A 15,376-nucleotide genomic window follows, 5' to 3' on the forward strand; every position below is an offset into this window, starting at 1 on the left:
TCCGGATCTACGAGCTGGGCCCGATCCGCAGCGACGCGAGGACGTGATCGACGACGGCCCCGGGCATCTCCGCCGGGATGGGGTGATGGGCGATGAGGCGCCGGTAGAAGAACGGGGCCGCGAGGAGGTCGACGACCAGCTCGGTGTCGGTGTCGGCGGCGAGCTCACCCCGACCGACCGCTCCGGCCAGGAGGCGGAGCAGGGGCTCCCGGCGCCGGCGGGTCAGTTCGGCGTGCAGGTCGGCCAGGGCCGGATCGCGCTCGGCGGCGTCGACGAACGCGGCCATCAGCGTCGGGAACCGCGAGCCGGTCAGGCCCGTCGCGAGACCGCTCACCAGGCTGATCATGTCCGCGCGCAGGTCGCCCGTGTCGAGGTCGGGCGACGGTCGGAACTCGGCGTCCATGGCGTCGACGAGCAGCGCCGAGGGCGACGGCCAGTGCCGGTACAGCGTGGCCTTGCTCGCGCAGGCCCGTCGCGCGACGGACTCCATCGTGAACCCGGGCATCCCGCCCTCGACCAGCACCTCGAGCGCGGCGACCAGCACCCGGCGTCGGGCGTGCTCTCCTCGCCCGAGTGCCTCCCGCTCCGCGGTCTGCGTCATCACCTGTTCCCTCCGGTCCATCGAGACGCTAGCGTATCGATAATTATCGAAACGGATGCGTTTCGGTAGAGCGACGGGAGACGCACATGACGCAGCCGAGAGCACGGACCATGCCGGTGCAGGGCGCGGTCAACCGGATCGTCCGCACCCTGCTCCACGTCCCGCTGGTGTGCCGGCTGGTCGGGGCACGGCTCGTCGTCATCGAGGTCGTCGGGCGCCGCAGCGGCACCCGCTACGAGGTCCCCGTCGCGTACACCCGCGACCACGGGGACCTGCTCGTGGGCACTCCCTTCGCGTGGGGCCGCAACCTGCGCTCGGGCGAACCGGTGACCATCCTGCTGCGGGGGCAGCGCCGGAAGGCCGACGTCACGGCCATCACCGACGAACCGGGGGTCGTCGAGGCCTACGGGATCATGGCCCGCGACAACCGCCGGTTCGCCGAGTTCAACCAGATCACGGTGGACGAGGACGGCGATCCGAGCCCGGACGACCTCCACCTGGCCTGGGCGGGCGGCGCCCGGGCCTTCCGTCTGCGGCCGGTGGCCTGACGGCCCCGGCCGACCCTGTCCCGGCCGCGTCGACGGGACGGTGGGCCCGCGACCACACCCGCTAGGCGACCTCGGTCTGTGGCTCCTGATGGATCACCTGGCCGTCGCGGAAGCGCACCCCGTCGGAGCAGCGGGCCTCGACCTGGCCGGCGCCGAACTGTTCGGCGTAGAGCTTGGCGTAGAGCCCGCCGCGCTCGAGCAGTTCGCCGTGGGTGCCGTGCTCGACGAGGCGGCCGCCGTCCAGGGCGAAGATGACGTCCGCGGCGAGCACGGTGGAGAGGCGATGGGCGATGGCGATCGTCGTCCGACCGGACATGACGCTCTCCAGGGCGTGCTGGACCAGCCGTTCGCTCACGGTGTCCAGCGCCGAGGTCGCCTCGTCGAGGATCAGGACCCGGGGATCGGCGAGGATCACGCGGGCGATGGCCAGCCGTTGCTTCTCACCGCCGGAGAGCCGGTAGCCCCGCTCCCCCACGACGGTGTCGTACCCGTGCTCGAAGCCGACGATGCGGTCGTGGATGTTGGCGGCCCGCGCGGCCGCGACCAGCTCGTCGTCCCCCGCGTCGGGCGCCGCGTAGCGGAGGTTCTCGGCGATCGTGGCGTGGAAGAGGTAGGTGTCCTGGGTGACCATGCCGAGGACCTGCGCGATCGAGGAGAGGGCCAGGTCGCGGACGTCGGTGCCGTCGAGGCGCACCGCGCCCCGGTCGACGTCGTAGAGGCGGGGCACGAGGTAGGAGAGGCTGGTCTTCCCGGCTCCGCTGGGACCGACGACGGCGGCCAGCTGGCCCGGTTCGATCCGCAGCGACAGCTCGCGGAGCGCCCACGTCGGCTCCCGGGCATCGTCGGGTTCCGGCTCGTCCTCCTCGGCGGGCGGGTAGTGGAACCACACGTCGTCGAACTCGACGGACCCCCGGGCGTGCTCCTTGTCGAGCGGCTGCGGCCGGGGCGGGTCGGTGAGCGCGGGCACCAGGTCGAGGTAGGCGAAGATGCGGCTGAACAGGGCGAGCGAGGTCTGCACGTCGAGCGAGACGCGCAGCAGCTGCACCGCGGGGAAGAGCAACCGGCTCTGCAGCGTCGTGAACGCGACCAGGGTGCCTGCCGACAGGAGCCCCGCGGCCGACCCGGTGCCCACGTACCCGGCGACGAGGTACACCGCGGCCGGGGTGATGGCGAAGAACGCCTGCACGACGGCGAAGAACGACTGCCCGGTCATGGTCTGACGGACCTGCAGGGTGGTCTGGCGGGCGTTCTCGGCGCGGTAGCGCTCGATCTCGTGCTCCTGGCGCCCGAACACCTTCGCCAGCAGCACCCCCGAGACCGACAGCGACTCCTGGGTGATCGCCGACATGTCGGAGAGCGACACCTGGGTGCTCGCGGCGACCCGCCGCCGGACCCGCCCGACGCGGATCTGCAGCACGATGAACACCGGCATAAGCACGAACGCCACCAGTGAGAGCTGCCAGGACAGCACCAGCATCGCGACGACGGAGGCCACGACGGTGACGACGTTGCCCAGGATCGACGACGCGGTCTCGGTCACCACGGACTGGACCCCGGCGACGTCGTTATCGAGCCGCGACTGGATCACCCCGGTCTTCGTCGAGGTGAAGAAGCCCAGGTGCATGCGCTGGAGGTGCGCGAAGAGCCGGTCCCGCAGTTCTTGCATGACGCGGTTGCCGAGCACCGTCGTCAGGTAGGTCTGCCCGACCCCGATCAGGGACGAGACCAGGGCGATGACGATCATCGCCCCGACCAGGAGACCGAGCAGGTCCAGGCGCGGACCGCCCGGGGCGAACAGCGCGCGGTCGAACACCGCCTGGGTGAGGAACGGGTTGACGATCCCGAGGCCCGCCGTCACCAGGATGGCCAGCGAGATGAGCAGCAGGCGCGCGCGGTAGGGCGCGAACAGGGCGACCACGCGACGACCGAGCCGTTGCTCCCCCACCGCCCGATCCGCCGGTGCGGTGGTCACCATGGCTGCCCCCTCCGAGGTCCCGGCCGGACCGTGATCCAGCGTCCTCTCCCGGCCCGACCCCTGCCAGCGCGGGCCACCACCGGAGCGCGAGGGACTAGTCTGGGTCAGTTGAGACGGTCTACCGTGATATGGGGTCAGCCATGACGATGTCGGAGGCGTCGTCGCCGCGCGCCACGGACCGCCCCGGGGACGCCTCGCCGTTCGCGGTCGGCCTGCTGCTGCGCCGGGCGCACGACCACGCCGCGGGCGTGCTCGTCGAGGCGCTACGACCGCTCGGCCTGGAGCTGCGCCACTTCGCGGTGCTGATCGAGCTGCACCGGGCCGGCGCCACCAGCCAGCGTGACCTCGGCGCGGCGATCGGCATGGACAAGGCCATGGTCGTGCGGGTGGTCGACGACCTGGAGACATCGGGGCTCGCCGTCCGGAAGTCGGTCCCGGGTGACCGCCGGGTCCGCGAGGTCGAGATCACCGGCCGCGGCGTCGAGGTCTTCGACGCCGCTCACGACAACGGCGCCGCCCTGTTCGAGGGGCTCGTGGCCCCGTTGGAGCCCGGCGAGTACGACCAGCTCATGGACCTGCTGACCCGCTTCACCTATCCCGCACCGGGAACCGACTGACGCGTCGCGGGGAAGACCGTGCGCTTGAGGGCGGGGACGGCGTTCGTGGCCGTCAGCAGCGTGCGGAACGCCAGGCGCGGCAGCCGATGGGTGGAGGCGGCGTTGCGGGCGTTGCGGGTGGAGACGGCCAGCGCCTCGTTCGCGTAGCCGCGCATCCGCTCTTCGTAGCGCCGAATCCGGGCGACCAGGTCGTCCGGCCCCGGATCGGTGAGCGCGCGGCGCAGCGTGTCGGCGTCGCGCAGCGCGGTGTTCGCTCCGATGCCGGCCATCGGGGTCATTGAGTGGATGGCGTCCCCGAGCACGGTGACGGTCGAGGACTCCCAGTCCGGCAGCGTGCTCATGCTGCGCAGGGACACCGGGGCCACGGTGTCGGGAGCGCTGGCGGCGATCATCGCCACGACGCGCGGGTCCCAGCCCGCGACCCGATCACCGACCCAGCGCTGCAGCGCCGCGGCGTCCAGGGACTCGACGTCGTCGGGATAGGCCTCGCGGGCGGCCGCGTAGGCCCAGACCAGGACGCCATCGTCGGTCCCGGACTCCGGCGCACCGTCGTGGGAGGCGGGCCAGGTCGAGGCGAACAGCCATCCGGAGCCACGCGGCACGACGTTGTTGACCGAACCGTCGGTCATGTCTGCGGGGAGGACACGCACGGCGGGATGGTCCAGCGGCAGGCGGCCGGCCACATCGAGGATGCCGAGCTCGTGGCGCACCAGCTCGGGCAGGTACTGGCGGCGGACCCGGGAATTGCTGCCGTCGGCGCCGACCAACAGGTCACCCTCGGTGCTGGTGCCGTCGGCGAAGTCGACCCGGACCGTCCCGTCGGGCCGCTGGGCGTAGGACACGAAGGTGCTGTCCCAGTGGATCACCGGGTCGAGCCCGCAGCGCAGGGCGCGGTGGAGGTCATCGCGGCGCACGGCCCGGCGGTGCGTGATCGGGTCGGCGTTCTCGGCGGGAGAGCCGAGCTCGAGATCGGTGAGCACCGTCAGGTCCTGGTCGCGGAAGCGCACGGCGTTCGGGGCCGGGGCGGCGCTGCGGTCGAACCGGGCCCAGTTCTCCGGAGGGAGGCAGGCGCGCAGGGCCCGATTGCCGTGATCGTTGATGTGGATGCCGTAGCTGGCCGGCTGCGGCCCGGTGCGGGAGCTGCGCTCGTGGACGGCGACGTCGATCCCTGCGGCCCGCAGGCCGTGGGCCAGGGCCAGTCCGCCGAGCCCGGCGCCGACGATGACCACGCGCATGAGTTCTCTCCGACCTGCTGATGGAGGTGGACGGTCGCGCTCAGGCAGCCCGGTCCCGCGCGAGTCGGCGGCGCACGGCGAGGACCGTGCCGGCGACGAGCGTCGCGAAGATCGGGCCGGTCGCGACGTGGGCGGCGGCCAGGACGACGGTCTGGTCGGCGGCGTAGAAGAAGGCCTGCAGGGCGAGGTTGACCAGGTTGACGGCGATCGCGATGACCGTGGTGACGTCGTAGACGCGCATCAGCCCGCGATCACGGGGCCACTGCGCCGGTCCGCCCGCCAGCCGGTTGAGCAGCAGACCGGTCAGCGGACGGCGGGCGATCACGGTGCCGAGACAGATCAGGACGATGACCCCGGGCAGCGCGGCAGGCAGCAGGAAGAAGCCTCGCGACTCGCCGGTGACCGCGGCGGCCACCGCACACACGGCGACCACGAGCAGGCCGGTCAGCGCCCCGGCGAGCGCCTCGCGGCGGACGAGCCGGTAGACGAAGGCGACGACCGCGGTCACCGCCGCGGCCACGACGGCGGCCGTGAGACCGCCGAGGGCGCTCGCCACCACGAAGACGACCGTCGGCGCGGAGGTGACCGCGATCCCCGACCAGCCGCCGGACCGGGTCCAGGCCGCGCGCAGGGCCTCGGCGACTCCGCCCGGTGCGGCGCCGACCTCTCCCTGGCCGCCGGTCGCGGTTGTCGCCGAGGTATGGTTCACACCGAGAGAGTATCAAGTGAAACTATCTCAGCCAACCCGATCAGAGGAGTCGACCATGACCCGCGCGGACATCGACGCCATCGGCGCCACCTCCCTCATGACCGCCCAGCTCCGGGCGTGGGAGGACGAGCGGCCCGATCGGATCGCCGAGGACCCGTGGGCGGCCGTGTTCGTCGCGACTGCGGGGCGAGGCCTGCCACCCCGCGCGGAGGACTTCGTGGCCCACATGCGCGAGCAGGTGGCCGTCCGGACCCGCGTCCTCGATGACGCCGTGCTGGCCGCGGCCCGGGCAGGGGCCGATCAGGTCGTCGTCGTCGCCGCAGGGATGGACTCCCGGGCCTTCCGTCTGGACTGGCCCGCGGGAACCACGGTCTACGAGGTCGACCAGGCCGGCGTCCTCGCCGTCAAGGACGCCGTCCTCGCCGAGCACGGCGCCGTGGCCCGGTGCACCCGCCGCGCCGTCGGAGCCGACCTCCGCGGCGACTGGACCGCCGCGCTCCGAGCCGCGGGATTCGACCCGTCACGCCCGACGACATGGCTCGCCGAGGGACTGCTCTACAGCCTCGACGAGGCCGCCGCGGAGGCGTTGCTCGGCACCATCACGGCCGCCGGCGGTCCCGGCAGCACTCTCGCCTTCGACCACATCGAGGCCGCTCCCGACTTCGTGCGCGCCCTCGAGAAGATCGGCCCCGACCTGGCGGCGCTCTGGCGATCCGGCCCGCGCGACCCCGATGCCTGGCTGCGCCGCCACGACTGGACTCCTCGGGTCAGCGAGCTCGCCGAGCACGCGTCCCGCTTCGGTCGCCCCGTGCACCCCAGCGTCGACCCCACCCACCCGGGCGCCGCCCACAGCTGGCTCGTCACTGCCGAGCGCTGACGACCTTCCCACGGAGGCCCGCGTCGCCGACCAGGCCGACCAGGCCTGATCCCGGCCCTCCGCAACGACGGGGCGCGCGTCCGACCCCGCACCTCCTGACCGAGACTGTTCCGCGTGCCCGAGTTGCCCGAGGCCGAGTCGGCCCGCGCGGTGATCGAGCGCTCGGCGCTGGGCCGGCGGATCGTCGCGGTCGACGACACCGACGGGTACGTGTGCCGCCCGCATGCGCCCGGCCAGATCGCGGCCGCGCTGGTCGGCACGGCCCTGACCGCGGCGCACCGCCGGGGCAAGACGCTGTGGTGCGATGCCGGGACCGGCCCGGTGCTCGGGATCCACCTCGGGATGTCCGGCAAGATCGTGATCGCGGCGGCGGACGGCACCGAGGTCGACGGCGGAGACCACTGGGAGTTCGGGCGCTCCCCCGGCGACTACCGGTTCTCGCGCTTCTCCCTGGCCTTCTCCGACGGCGGGATGCTCCGGCTGCTCGACCCGCGCCGGCTCGGGCGCATCCGGCTCGACCCGCCGCTGGATGCCCTCGGGCCGGACGCCGCGACGATCAGCGCGGAGCAGTTCACCGTGGCGCTGACCGGCGGCCGGGGCCCGGTCAAGGCGCGGCTGCTCGACCAGCACGCCCTGGCCGGTGTCGGGAACCTCCTGGCCGACGACATCCTGTGGCGGGCCGGCCTGGACCCGGCCCGCCCGGTCGACGCCCTGACCGGTCGGGAACGGGGGCGGCTGCACCGGGCGCTGCGCGAGACGATCGGCGACGCACTGCGCGACGGCGGGGTGCACACCCTGCCGCTCGTCCCCCATCGGCGGCCCGGCGGGCACTGTCCCCGCGACGGCACCGAGCTACGGCGGGCCACCGTCGGCGGCCGCACCACGTACTGGTGCCCCACCGGCCAACCCCGCTGAATCCGGGTCAGTCCGAGGAGCGCACCGCCCGCTGGATCGTCCACGCACCGAAGGAGCCGCGTCCCTCGGCGACCTCGACGACGTCGACCAGGCCCGCCTCGGCGATGAGCGCGCGAGTCAGCGCACGGTCGTTCGGGGCGAGCTCGAGCGGTTCGTCCTGCCCGTGGCCGTGGTCATGGCCGTGGTCATGGCCCTGACCGCGCTGCCCGAGAAGTCGCATCAGCGGCGTGAACGGACCCAACGGACGCGGCAGGCCGTCGAAGTCGAGCAGCGACAGGGTGCCTCCGGGGGCGAGGACCCGCCGGACCTCGGCCAGCATCGCCCGTTTCCCGTCCGGTGGGAGGTGGTGGAACATGAACGCCGACAGCACACGGTCGACGCTGCCGTCGGCGTGCGGGAGCTCGTCGGCGTAGCCCTGCTCGACGCGGATCGCCGGGACCCGCCGCGCCTTGTGCCGGGCCCGCTCGAGCGCGGACGCGTCCGGGTCGAGCCCGACGACGGTGGCGGCCGGTTCCGCCTTCGCCGCCGCCAGCAGCACGTTGCCCGTGCCGCAACCGATCTCGAGCGCGGTCGGCCCCGCGGCCAGGTCGGCCACCTCGACCAGGCGGGCATGGGCCTCGCGCGCACCGAACAGCCGCGAGATCACGTCGTAGAAGACCAGGGGGCCGCCCTGACCCATCGCCGGCAGATACGGACGGGAGGGCCGGGCGTCGGACCCCGCGTGCGGATCGGGCATCGTGATCGCTCCTGGGTTCTGGGACGAGGCGTCCATGGTCGGGGTTCGTCATCGGACGGTTCTCCGGTGCATCGACTACTCTGAATTGCTCCTGACCTGGGGACAAGGGACAGAACGCCGTGACGACAGGACATTCCTCCGCTGCCGGGCCGGTGGTGCGCCGGGACGTCGGTGGCATCCCCCTCGTCGGCTACAGCCGCAGTCCCGGTGTCCCCGCCGTCACCGTCGCCCGCTGGACGGACTCGTCGCCGCCGGGCCTCGGTGACCGGGCGCACGCCCACGACTTCCTGGTCCTGCTCTACGTCGAGCATCGGGCCGGCCCGATGACGGTGGACGGGCGGACCTGGTACCTCGACACCGGAGACGTGCTCGTCATCGCGCCCGGCGCGGTGGTCACCCCGAACGACGTGAGCCCGGACGAGGGCCGCGTGGTCTGGGCCGTGTTCTTCCCGCCGGACCTCGTCGACCCCGACGCGCCGACCTCCCCCGCGGCCTGGCGCGCGCACCCGCTGCTCTATCCCTTCACCCGGCTCCGGCATCCCACCGGGCGGCGCCTGCACGTCGCGCCCGAGCAGCGCGCGGCGTGGCTGGCCGACCTGATCGCCCTCGCCGACGAGCTCCACACCCGCCGCGACGGCTACGCCGAGGCCGCCCGGGCCCACGTGACGTTGCTCCTCGTCCGGCTCGCCCGCCTGGGCACCGACGTGCCCGACGACCTCCGCCGTCACGACGAACCACTGCTCGCCGCGGCCTTCGACGAGATCGAGGCCCGCTTCCGCGACCCGGTCTCGACCCGCGACGTCGCGGCCGCCGTCGGCGTCTCACCCGGACACCTGACCACGGTCCTGCGCCGAGGGACCGGCCGCACCGTCGGGCAGTGGCTCACCGAGCGGCGTCTGCAGGAGGGCCGCCGCCTGCTCGCCACGAGCGACCTCACCGTCGCCGCCGTCGCCACGCGCGTCGGCTACCCCGACCCCGGCTACTTCGTGCGTCGCTTCCGCACCGCCCACGGCCTCACTCCGCAGGAGTGGCGACGGGCCGGCTGACCGGGGCCCCGACGATCGGGTCGGGGCCTCGGCCGGCTCGGCGTCCCTACGCCGCCGGCTCCGAGGGCCGGGCGGTCGACGTCCTCGGTGGGACGGGACCCGCCGCGCGATCGACGAGCTCGCGCAGCGCCGCGAAGCGCGCAGTGATCTCACCCTGGTGCTGCTCGAGCGCATCGGTCGCCGCGGTGGTGGCGGCCAGACGCGTCGCGGCCGCGTCCTGAGCCTGGCGTCCGGCCCGCTCGACCTCCTGCCGGTCCCGTTCCGAGGCCTCGAGCGCCGCCGCGGCCTGGTCGCGGCGGGCGGTCAGAGCCACCTCGAAGTCGTGCTCGGCCTGCGTGCGACGACTCTGCGACGCCTCGTCGAGACGACCCCGCTCGGCGTGCGCGTCCCGGGTGACCCGCTCGGCCTCGGCCTCGGCCGTGCCCAGGAGCTCGCTCGCCTGCTTCTCCGCGGCCTCCAGCCGGCGGGCGGCCTCGGCCCGGACCTCCTCGGCCTCGCCCCGCAGCTTGCCCGCCTGCCGCTCGGCCTCGACGACGATCGCGGTCGCCTGCTCCGACGCCTCGGCGAGGCGGCCCCGCGCGGCGCCGTCGGTCTGCTCACCCAGGGCGCGCGCCCGCGCGGTCGCCTCGTCATGGACGGCCCGGGCCTGGGCACGCGCCTGCTCCACCGTCGCGGTCGCCGATCCGTGGGCGTGCGCGCGGACCTCGGCGGCCTCCTCCTGCGCCAGCTCCAGCATGTGCCGCAGCCGCGCCGAGAGATTCCGGCCGTCGATGGGGGCGGCGGCGAGGTCGCGCAGCTCCTGCTGGAGCTCGGCGACCTGTTCGCGGGCCCGCAGATCCTGGCGGGCGAGCTCGTCGCGATCGGTCACGACCACCGAGTAGTCGGCCGCCGCCCGGTCGAACGCCGCCTCGACCTCCCGGGGCTCGTAGCCCCGGCGGGTGACGGTGAAGCCCGCACCCCACCAGGACCGCGCGTCGGTCGTGACGGGTTCCGGCGCCCGTGGAGCAGGCACCGGCGTCGTCGTGCCGTCGCCCGTATCGGCACTTTCTGTCGGGATCGTAGAATTCTGACCGATTCGCTTCGGCACGATGATGGTCGGAGACCGACGGGTTCCTGTCTCGCCCACTACTGGTTTCTCCTTAGTCCTTCACAACCTGGCCGTCGCAGCCCGAACGATGATGGGCGCGGCGCAGTGAGGGGGACGTGGGAGCGGCCCGCCGGTTCGTCCGCCGAGCAGTTTGTGATCACGCTGTGACCGCCGGGCAGCGCCTGCCCTCGCGACGAGGGGGACGGTCTGGGCCGTCCGCACCACCGGCGGCACTCCGGGGCTCACGCCCGGCGGACCGCGTACCTGGCGTCGACGACGCCGAGGTCGAGCGGGGTGATCGCCATCGGCTCGAGCACCGTCCCGGACGGGACGGAGTCGTAGAAGTTCACCCCGCGGCCCATGACCACGGGGTTGATCAGGAGTATGGCGTCGGCGGCCGCGAGGTCCGCGGTGATCTTCTGCCCCCGGGCGTCGGAGTGGAACGGCGCGAACCACGTCCCCATCGACTCCGACTCGACCACACCGTCCAGCGACATCCACTGCTTCACGACCACGGTGCCCATCAGGCTCTCCTCCTCGGCGGTGCTGCACCCGCGCTCCGGGCTCGACCGTGGGTCGGAGCCGGAACGGGCCCGATGACACCGTTCCGGCTCCGGGCCCCGAGATCACCCGATCGCCGTAGCCGGGAGGTCGCCCCTCCTCAGCCCTGCGCGAGGTGGGCGACGTGCTGCCACGCCCGCCACGTGTCCAGACGCGACGCGTAGTCCGCCTCGGCGATCGCCAGCGGGGCGTCGCCGAAGAACACCCGCAGCGGCGGCTCGTCGGCATCGACGATCTCCATCACGGCCTTCGCGCTCGCGGTCGGGTCGCCCGGGGAGGCCGTGCGCTGCTTACGGAACTCCGCCGCCTGCTCGCGGACCCCGTCGTAGGCCGGCAACGGCGTGGAGTGCTTGGCCGAGGGCCCGGCCCAGTCGGTCGAGAAACCGCCGGGCTCGATGAGGGTGACGTGGATGCCGAACCCGGCCACCTCCTGGGCCAGGGCCTGGCTGAAGCCCTCGAGGGCCCACTTCGACGCGTGGTAGGCGCCGACCGTCTGGAACGCGGAGATGCCGCCGATCGACGACACCTGCAGCAGGTGGCCCGAGCCCTGCTCCCGCATGATCGGCAGCGCGGCCTGGGTGATCCACATGGCCCCGAAGACGTTCGTCTCCATCTGGGCCCGGAAGTCGGACTCACTGAGCTCCTCGACCATGCCGAAGTGCCCGTACCCGGCGTTGTTGACCACGATGTCGAGGCGGCCGAACTGCTGGTGGGCCTGCTCGACGGCGGCGAAGCAGGCGGCGCGGTCGGTGACGTCGAGGGTCAGCGCCAGCACGCGGTCGCCGTACGTGGCGACGAGGTCGTCGAGCGAACTCGCGTCGCGCGCGGTCGCGGCCACGGAGTCGCCCCGCTCGAGCGCGGCGACCGCCCATTCGCGGCCGAAACCACGTGACGTGCCGGTGATGAACCAGGTCCTGGCGGCGTTCGGTGTGCTCACGACGTCGACGCTAGGCGTTCGAGCGCGCTCGAAGGCAAGTCGTCACGCGCACTCCAGGATCGTCCGCGCCGCCGCCGGCCTCAGCTCGGGCGCGGGACCGGCGCCTCGGTGACGAGGACCCGGGCGGAGCGACGTGCCTGCACCGCCTGGAGCTGATCGACGCCCTCGAACTCGTTGCACAGGAGGAACAGGTGCCTGCCGTCGGGACCCCCGAGCCCGCAGGCGAAACAGGGCAGGTCCACCTCGACCCGGTGGGTGACCTCCCCGCCCTCGAGCACCCGCACGCAGGCGCCCCCGGGAGCGCTCGGCGCGCCGGTGTGCGCGGCGGTGTCGGCGGTCTGCACCCAGATCCCGCCCTCGGCGTCGATGCAGATTCCGTCCGGGGCGAGGCCGTCGGCCCACACCCGGCGGTTCGTCAGGGTCCCGTCGTCGGAGATGTCGAACGCGGACAGCCGCCCGGCGAAGGACTCGGCGACGACGAGCGTCGAGCCGTCCGGGGTGACGACCATGCCGTTGGGGAACTGGATGTCGTCCGCGACCCGGCGGGAGGACCCGTCGGGGGCCACGAGGTCGATCCACCCCGGCTCCGGGGCGCCGCCGCCGACGAAGTCGAAGTCGAAGCCGTCGACGAACACGTGACCGGCCGGGTCGACCACGACCTCGTTGGCGCCCCCGTCCCGCAGCGTGACCGTCGTGCCGTCGGCCTCGCGGCGGGTGACGGACCCGCCGGTCGTGATCATGCGCCCGTCGGGCAGCCAGTCGAACGCCCACCCCATCCGGGGCGGACCGGGCGCGATGACCTCGGCCGCCCCGTCGAGGTCGACCGCCACGACCTCCCCGACCCCCCAGTGCGCGAACCACAGCCGGCCCTCGTGCCAGCGCGCGCCCTCCACCATCGCCAGGCCCGAGAGCAGCGTCCGTGCGGGCAGCAGGAACTCCACGGCACCGGTCCTCGTCATCCGAACCCCTCCGATCCGCCCGGCGACCGCTGGACGCGGCCGCTCGGCTCCACCACGAACGACCCACGCCGTCATCGACAACTCCGATGCGAAAGTGACCCACGTCACTTGCCCGTCGCGCCGGGCCGCGGGCTGCTCTGATCACCGGAGTGGGCCTCCCCGGCGACGACGCCGACCGACGACCGACGCGGACCGCGCCCGGACTCGCGATCGCGCTGCTCTCGGGGCTGTCGTTCGGGCTGGCCGGCCCGTTCGCGGCCTCGCTGCTGGCCACCGGCTGGTCCCCGCTCGCGGTGGTGCTGGGCCGGCTGGCCGGCGCCGCGCTCCTGCTCGGGATACCGCTGGTGATCATCCTGGCCCGCGGGTGGCGGCCGCGCGTCGGCCACCTGCGCCCCGTCGTCGTCTACGGGCTGGTCCCGCTGGCCGGTGCGCAGGTCTGCTACTTCAGCGCCGTCGGCCACCTCTCGGTCGGCGTCGCGCTGCTCATCGAGTACACCGCGCCGGTCCTCCTGCTCGGCTGGACGTGGGCGCGCTCCGGCGTCCGCCCGCGGCCGGCCACGCTGCTGGGGACGGCGACCGCGGTGGCCGGCCTCGTGCTCGTCCTCGACGTCGGGCGCGGAACGGCCGTCGACGTCGTCGGCGTGCTGTGGGGGCTGGGTGCCGCGGTGTGCCTGGCCGCGTACTTCCGCCTGTCGGCCGGGGCCGGCGGCGGGACCGACGAGGACCCCGGTGGCCCGCCCGCGCTGGTACTGACCGCGGGCGGCGCGGTGGTGGGCAGCGCCGTCGTCGTGCTCGTCGGGGTGGTCGGGCTGCTGCCCCTGACGGCGACGACGGGGCCGATCGTCCTCGGTGGCGCGACGGTGCCGTGGTGGGTCGGCGTGGTGCTCGTCGCCGCCCTGTCGACGGCGCTGGCCTACCTCACCGGGATCGCGGCCGTCGGGCGGCTGGGGTCGCGGCTGGCGTCGTTCGTCGGGCTGAGCGAGGTGCTCTTCGCCGTGCTCGGCGCGTGGTGGCTCGTCGCCCAGCACCCCACGGCGACGCAGGTCGCGGGAGGAGTGCTCGTCGTCGCGGCGATCGCGCTGATCCGCTGGGCGGAGCCGCCCGACGAGCCCGTGGCTCCGCCCCTCGTCCCGGAGTGACTCTCATCCAGGGCTCGACGCCCCGGTGTGGCTGAAGGAGCTGTCGGTCTGGGCGTCGCGCATCGGCTGCTGCTGGCGGGCGAGGCGGGCGAGCACCCGGCGGAGGTCGGCGAGGAGCTGGTCGGCGAGGCTGTGGGTGAACCCGTTGCGGATGACGAACCGCAGGACCTCGAGGTCGGTGCGCTCGGGCGGGAAGGTGTAGGCGGGTACCTGCCAGCCGTGCTCGCGCAGGCCGGCGGAGATGTCGAAGACGGAGTAGTGAGTGATCGCCGGGTCGAGGGCGGCGGCGAAGACCGGGAGCTCCTCGCCGCGGGTCAGCAGCCGGAAGGGGCCGAGCGCCTCGAGCTCGGTGGCGAGCCGGGTCGCGACGTCACGGCAGTGCTGCTGGACGCGGGTGTAGCCGTCCCGGCCGAGCCGCAGGAACTGGTAGTACTGCGCGGCGACCTGGGCACCGGGCCGGGAGAAGTTGAGGGTGAACGTCGCGAGCTCGTCGCCGAGGTAGTTCACGCGGTAGATCAGGTCCTCGGGCAGCGCCGCGGTGTCGCGCCACGCCACCCACCCGAGCCCGGGGTACACCAGCCCGTACTTGTGCCCCGAGGTGTTGATCGAGGCCACTCGCGGCAGCCGGAAGTCCCAGACCAGGTCCGGGTCGAGGAACGGCGCGATCATCGCCCCGGAGGCCCCGTCGACGTGGACCGGGACATCCGGCCCGCCGCCGTCGGCGAGCTCGTCGAGCGCGGCGCAGATGTCCGCGACCGGCTCATAGCTGCCGTCGAAGGTGGACCCGAGGACGGCGACCACACCGATGGTGTCCTCGTCGACGTGGGCGCGGGCCTGCTCCGCGTCGAGGTGGAACCGCCCACCGGCCATCGGGACCACGCGGGCCTCGACCTCGAAGTAGTTCGCGAACTTGTCCCAGCACACCTGCACGTCCGCGCCCATGACGATGTTCGGGCGCCGCCCCGACGACGCGCCGACCCGGGCGCTCCAGCGCCGCTTGAACGCGAGCCCGGCGAGCATGCAGGCCTCGCTGGACCCGGCGGTGGAGCAGCCCGGGACGGTCCGCGGGTCGGGCGCGTGCCAGAGGTCGGCGAGCATCCGGGTGCAGCGCCGCTCGAGCTCGGCGGTCCGGGGGTACTCGTCCTTGTCGATCATGTTCTTGTCGGCGGTCTGCGCCATCAGCGCCGCGGCGTGCGGCTCCATCCACGTCGTGACGAAGGTGGCCAGGTTGAGGCGGGCGTTGCCGTCCAGCATGAGCTCGTCGTGCACGAGCTGGTGCGCGAGCTCCGGGGCGAGCTCGTGCTCGGGGAGGCGGTCGCTCGGCATCATCCCGGGCTCGGCGGTGAAGGTGGGCACGACGGCGGCGTCGAGACCGCTGCCGGGGTAAAGGTGCGGCGGCGAGGCCGGGCGCTCGGGAGGCATGGCGAGCATCCT

The 15,376-nt window shown here is 73.6% G+C and carries 16 protein-coding genes; 6 read left to right on the forward strand and 10 right to left on the reverse strand.

The window, feature by feature from the left end:
* Window positions 1-7: 7 nt before the first annotated feature.
* A complete protein-coding gene (locus tag VGI02_RS12340; protein ID WP_331627667.1) occupies window positions 8-601 on the reverse strand; it encodes a TetR/AcrR family transcriptional regulator in 594 nt (197 codons plus the stop codon).
* An 86-nt stretch (window positions 602-687) separates the two neighbouring features.
* On the opposite strand from VGI02_RS12340, the gene VGI02_RS12345 reads away from it, so the two are divergent.
* Window positions 688-1,149, forward strand: coding sequence for a PNPOx family protein (locus VGI02_RS12345; protein ID WP_331627668.1), 462 nt, complete (start codon window positions 688-690; stop codon window positions 1,147-1,149).
* Window positions 1,150-1,210: 61 nt separating this feature from the next.
* Here VGI02_RS12345 and VGI02_RS12350 read toward each other — a convergent pair whose 3' ends face one another.
* Entirely contained in the window at window positions 1,211-3,124 is a 1,914-nt protein-coding gene (locus VGI02_RS12350) for an ABC transporter ATP-binding protein (RefSeq protein ID WP_331627669.1), read from the reverse strand.
* A gap of 140 nt (window positions 3,125-3,264) precedes the next feature.
* On the opposite strand from VGI02_RS12350, the gene VGI02_RS12355 reads away from it, so the two are divergent.
* Entirely contained in the window at window positions 3,265-3,741 is a 477-nt protein-coding gene (locus tag VGI02_RS12355; RefSeq protein ID WP_331627670.1) for a MarR family winged helix-turn-helix transcriptional regulator, read from the forward strand.
* Here VGI02_RS12355 and VGI02_RS12360 read toward each other — a convergent pair.
* Window positions 3,717-4,976, reverse strand: a complete 1,260-nt coding sequence (locus VGI02_RS12360; protein ID WP_331627671.1) for an FAD-dependent oxidoreductase — start codon at window positions 4,974-4,976, stop codon at window positions 3,717-3,719. The genes VGI02_RS12355 and VGI02_RS12360 overlap by 25 nt on opposite strands.
* A 40-nt stretch (window positions 4,977-5,016) precedes the next feature.
* Window positions 5,017-5,685 carry a DUF3159 domain-containing protein gene (locus VGI02_RS12365; RefSeq protein WP_331627672.1) on the reverse strand — a complete coding sequence of 223 codons (669 nt, stop codon included), beginning with the start codon at window positions 5,683-5,685 and terminating at the stop codon, window positions 5,017-5,019.
* 55 nt (window positions 5,686-5,740) lie between these two features.
* On the opposite strand from VGI02_RS12365, the gene VGI02_RS12370 reads away from it, so the two are divergent.
* On the forward strand, window positions 5,741-6,562 hold the full coding sequence (locus VGI02_RS12370; RefSeq protein WP_331627673.1) for an SAM-dependent methyltransferase: 822 nt from the start codon (window positions 5,741-5,743) through the stop codon (window positions 6,560-6,562).
* Window positions 6,563-6,676: 114 nt separating this feature from the next.
* On the forward strand, window positions 6,677-7,477 hold the full coding sequence (locus VGI02_RS12375; protein WP_331627674.1) for an Fpg/Nei family DNA glycosylase: 801 nt from the start codon (window positions 6,677-6,679) through the stop codon (window positions 7,475-7,477).
* Window positions 7,478-7,484: 7 nt separating this feature from the next.
* Here the strand turns inward: VGI02_RS12375 and VGI02_RS12380 are convergent, their stop codons facing one another.
* The gene (locus VGI02_RS12380; RefSeq protein ID WP_331627675.1) at window positions 7,485-8,213 is read right to left on the reverse strand and encodes a class I SAM-dependent methyltransferase; all 729 of its coding nucleotides are present in this window, start codon (window positions 8,211-8,213) and stop codon (window positions 7,485-7,487) included.
* Between the two features lie 119 nt (window positions 8,214-8,332).
* On the opposite strand from VGI02_RS12380, the gene VGI02_RS12385 reads away from it, so the two are divergent.
* Window positions 8,333-9,259: a helix-turn-helix transcriptional regulator gene (locus VGI02_RS12385; protein ID WP_331627676.1), complete on the forward strand. Its 927-nt coding sequence runs from the start codon at window positions 8,333-8,335 to the stop codon at window positions 9,257-9,259.
* A 46-nt stretch (window positions 9,260-9,305) separates the two neighbouring features.
* On the opposite strand, the gene VGI02_RS12390 is transcribed toward VGI02_RS12385, so the two are convergent.
* From VGI02_RS12390 to VGI02_RS12405, 4 genes are all read right to left on the reverse strand, one after another.
* Window positions 9,306-10,271, reverse strand: a complete 966-nt coding sequence (locus tag VGI02_RS12390) for a DivIVA domain-containing protein (RefSeq protein ID WP_331627677.1) — start codon at window positions 10,269-10,271, stop codon at window positions 9,306-9,308.
* A 317-nt stretch (window positions 10,272-10,588) separates the two neighbouring features.
* Window positions 10,589-10,870 (reverse strand): hypothetical protein, encoded by a 282-nt coding sequence (locus VGI02_RS12395; protein WP_331627678.1) that lies wholly within the window; start codon window positions 10,868-10,870, stop codon window positions 10,589-10,591.
* 137 nt (window positions 10,871-11,007) lie between these two features.
* Window positions 11,008-11,844 carry an SDR family oxidoreductase gene (locus VGI02_RS12400; RefSeq protein ID WP_331627679.1) on the reverse strand — a complete coding sequence of 279 codons (837 nt, stop codon included), beginning with the start codon at window positions 11,842-11,844 and terminating at the stop codon, window positions 11,008-11,010.
* A gap of 80 nt (window positions 11,845-11,924) precedes the next feature.
* Window positions 11,925-12,803, reverse strand: a complete 879-nt coding sequence (locus VGI02_RS12405) for an SMP-30/gluconolactonase/LRE family protein (RefSeq protein ID WP_331627680.1) — start codon at window positions 12,801-12,803, stop codon at window positions 11,925-11,927.
* A 149-nt stretch (window positions 12,804-12,952) separates the two neighbouring features.
* Here VGI02_RS12405 and VGI02_RS12410 point away from each other — a divergent pair, with 149 nt between their 5' ends.
* Window positions 12,953-13,942, forward strand: coding sequence for an EamA family transporter (locus VGI02_RS12410; RefSeq protein WP_331627681.1), 990 nt, complete (start codon window positions 12,953-12,955; stop codon window positions 13,940-13,942).
* Window positions 13,943-13,945: 3 nt separating this feature from the next.
* On the opposite strand, the gene gad is transcribed toward VGI02_RS12410, so the two are convergent.
* The gene (gene gad / locus VGI02_RS12415) at window positions 13,946-15,364 is read right to left on the reverse strand and encodes a glutamate decarboxylase (protein ID WP_331627682.1); all 1,419 of its coding nucleotides are present in this window, start codon (window positions 15,362-15,364) and stop codon (window positions 13,946-13,948) included.
* Window positions 15,365-15,376: the final 12 nt, after the last annotated feature.

The sequence above is a fragment of the Actinomycetospora sp. genome (assembly GCF_036497245.1).
Classification (GTDB): Bacteria; Actinomycetota; Actinomycetes; order Mycobacteriales; family Pseudonocardiaceae; genus Actinomycetospora.

Bases quoted from the DNA above. Each gene is read 5' to 3' on its own strand.
- VGI02_RS12340 (WP_331627667.1), bottom strand. From the start codon at position 601: ATGACGCAGACCGCGGAGCGGGAGGCACTCGGGCGAGGAGAGCACGCC.
- VGI02_RS12345 (WP_331627668.1), top strand. From the start codon at position 688: ATGACGCAGCCGAGAGCACGGACCATGCCGGTGCAGGGCGCGGTCAAC.
- VGI02_RS12350 (WP_331627669.1), bottom strand. From the start codon at position 3,124: ATGGTGACCACCGCACCGGCGGATCGGGCGGTGGGGGAGCAACGGCTC.
- VGI02_RS12355 (WP_331627670.1), top strand. From the start codon at position 3,265: ATGACGATGTCGGAGGCGTCGTCGCCGCGCGCCACGGACCGCCCCGGG.
- VGI02_RS12360 (WP_331627671.1), bottom strand. From the start codon at position 4,976: ATGCGCGTGGTCATCGTCGGCGCCGGGCTCGGCGGACTGGCCCTGGCC.
- VGI02_RS12370 (WP_331627673.1), top strand. From the start codon at position 5,741: ATGACCCGCGCGGACATCGACGCCATCGGCGCCACCTCCCTCATGACC.
- VGI02_RS12380 (WP_331627675.1), bottom strand. From the start codon at position 8,213: ATGCCCGATCCGCACGCGGGGTCCGACGCCCGGCCCTCCCGTCCGTAT.
- VGI02_RS12395 (WP_331627678.1), bottom strand. From the start codon at position 10,870: ATGGGCACCGTGGTCGTGAAGCAGTGGATGTCGCTGGACGGTGTGGTC.
- VGI02_RS12405 (WP_331627680.1), bottom strand. From the start codon at position 12,803: ATGACGAGGACCGGTGCCGTGGAGTTCCTGCTGCCCGCACGGACGCTG.
- gad (WP_331627682.1), bottom strand. From the start codon at position 15,364: ATGCCTCCCGAGCGCCCGGCCTCGCCGCCGCACCTTTACCCCGGCAGC.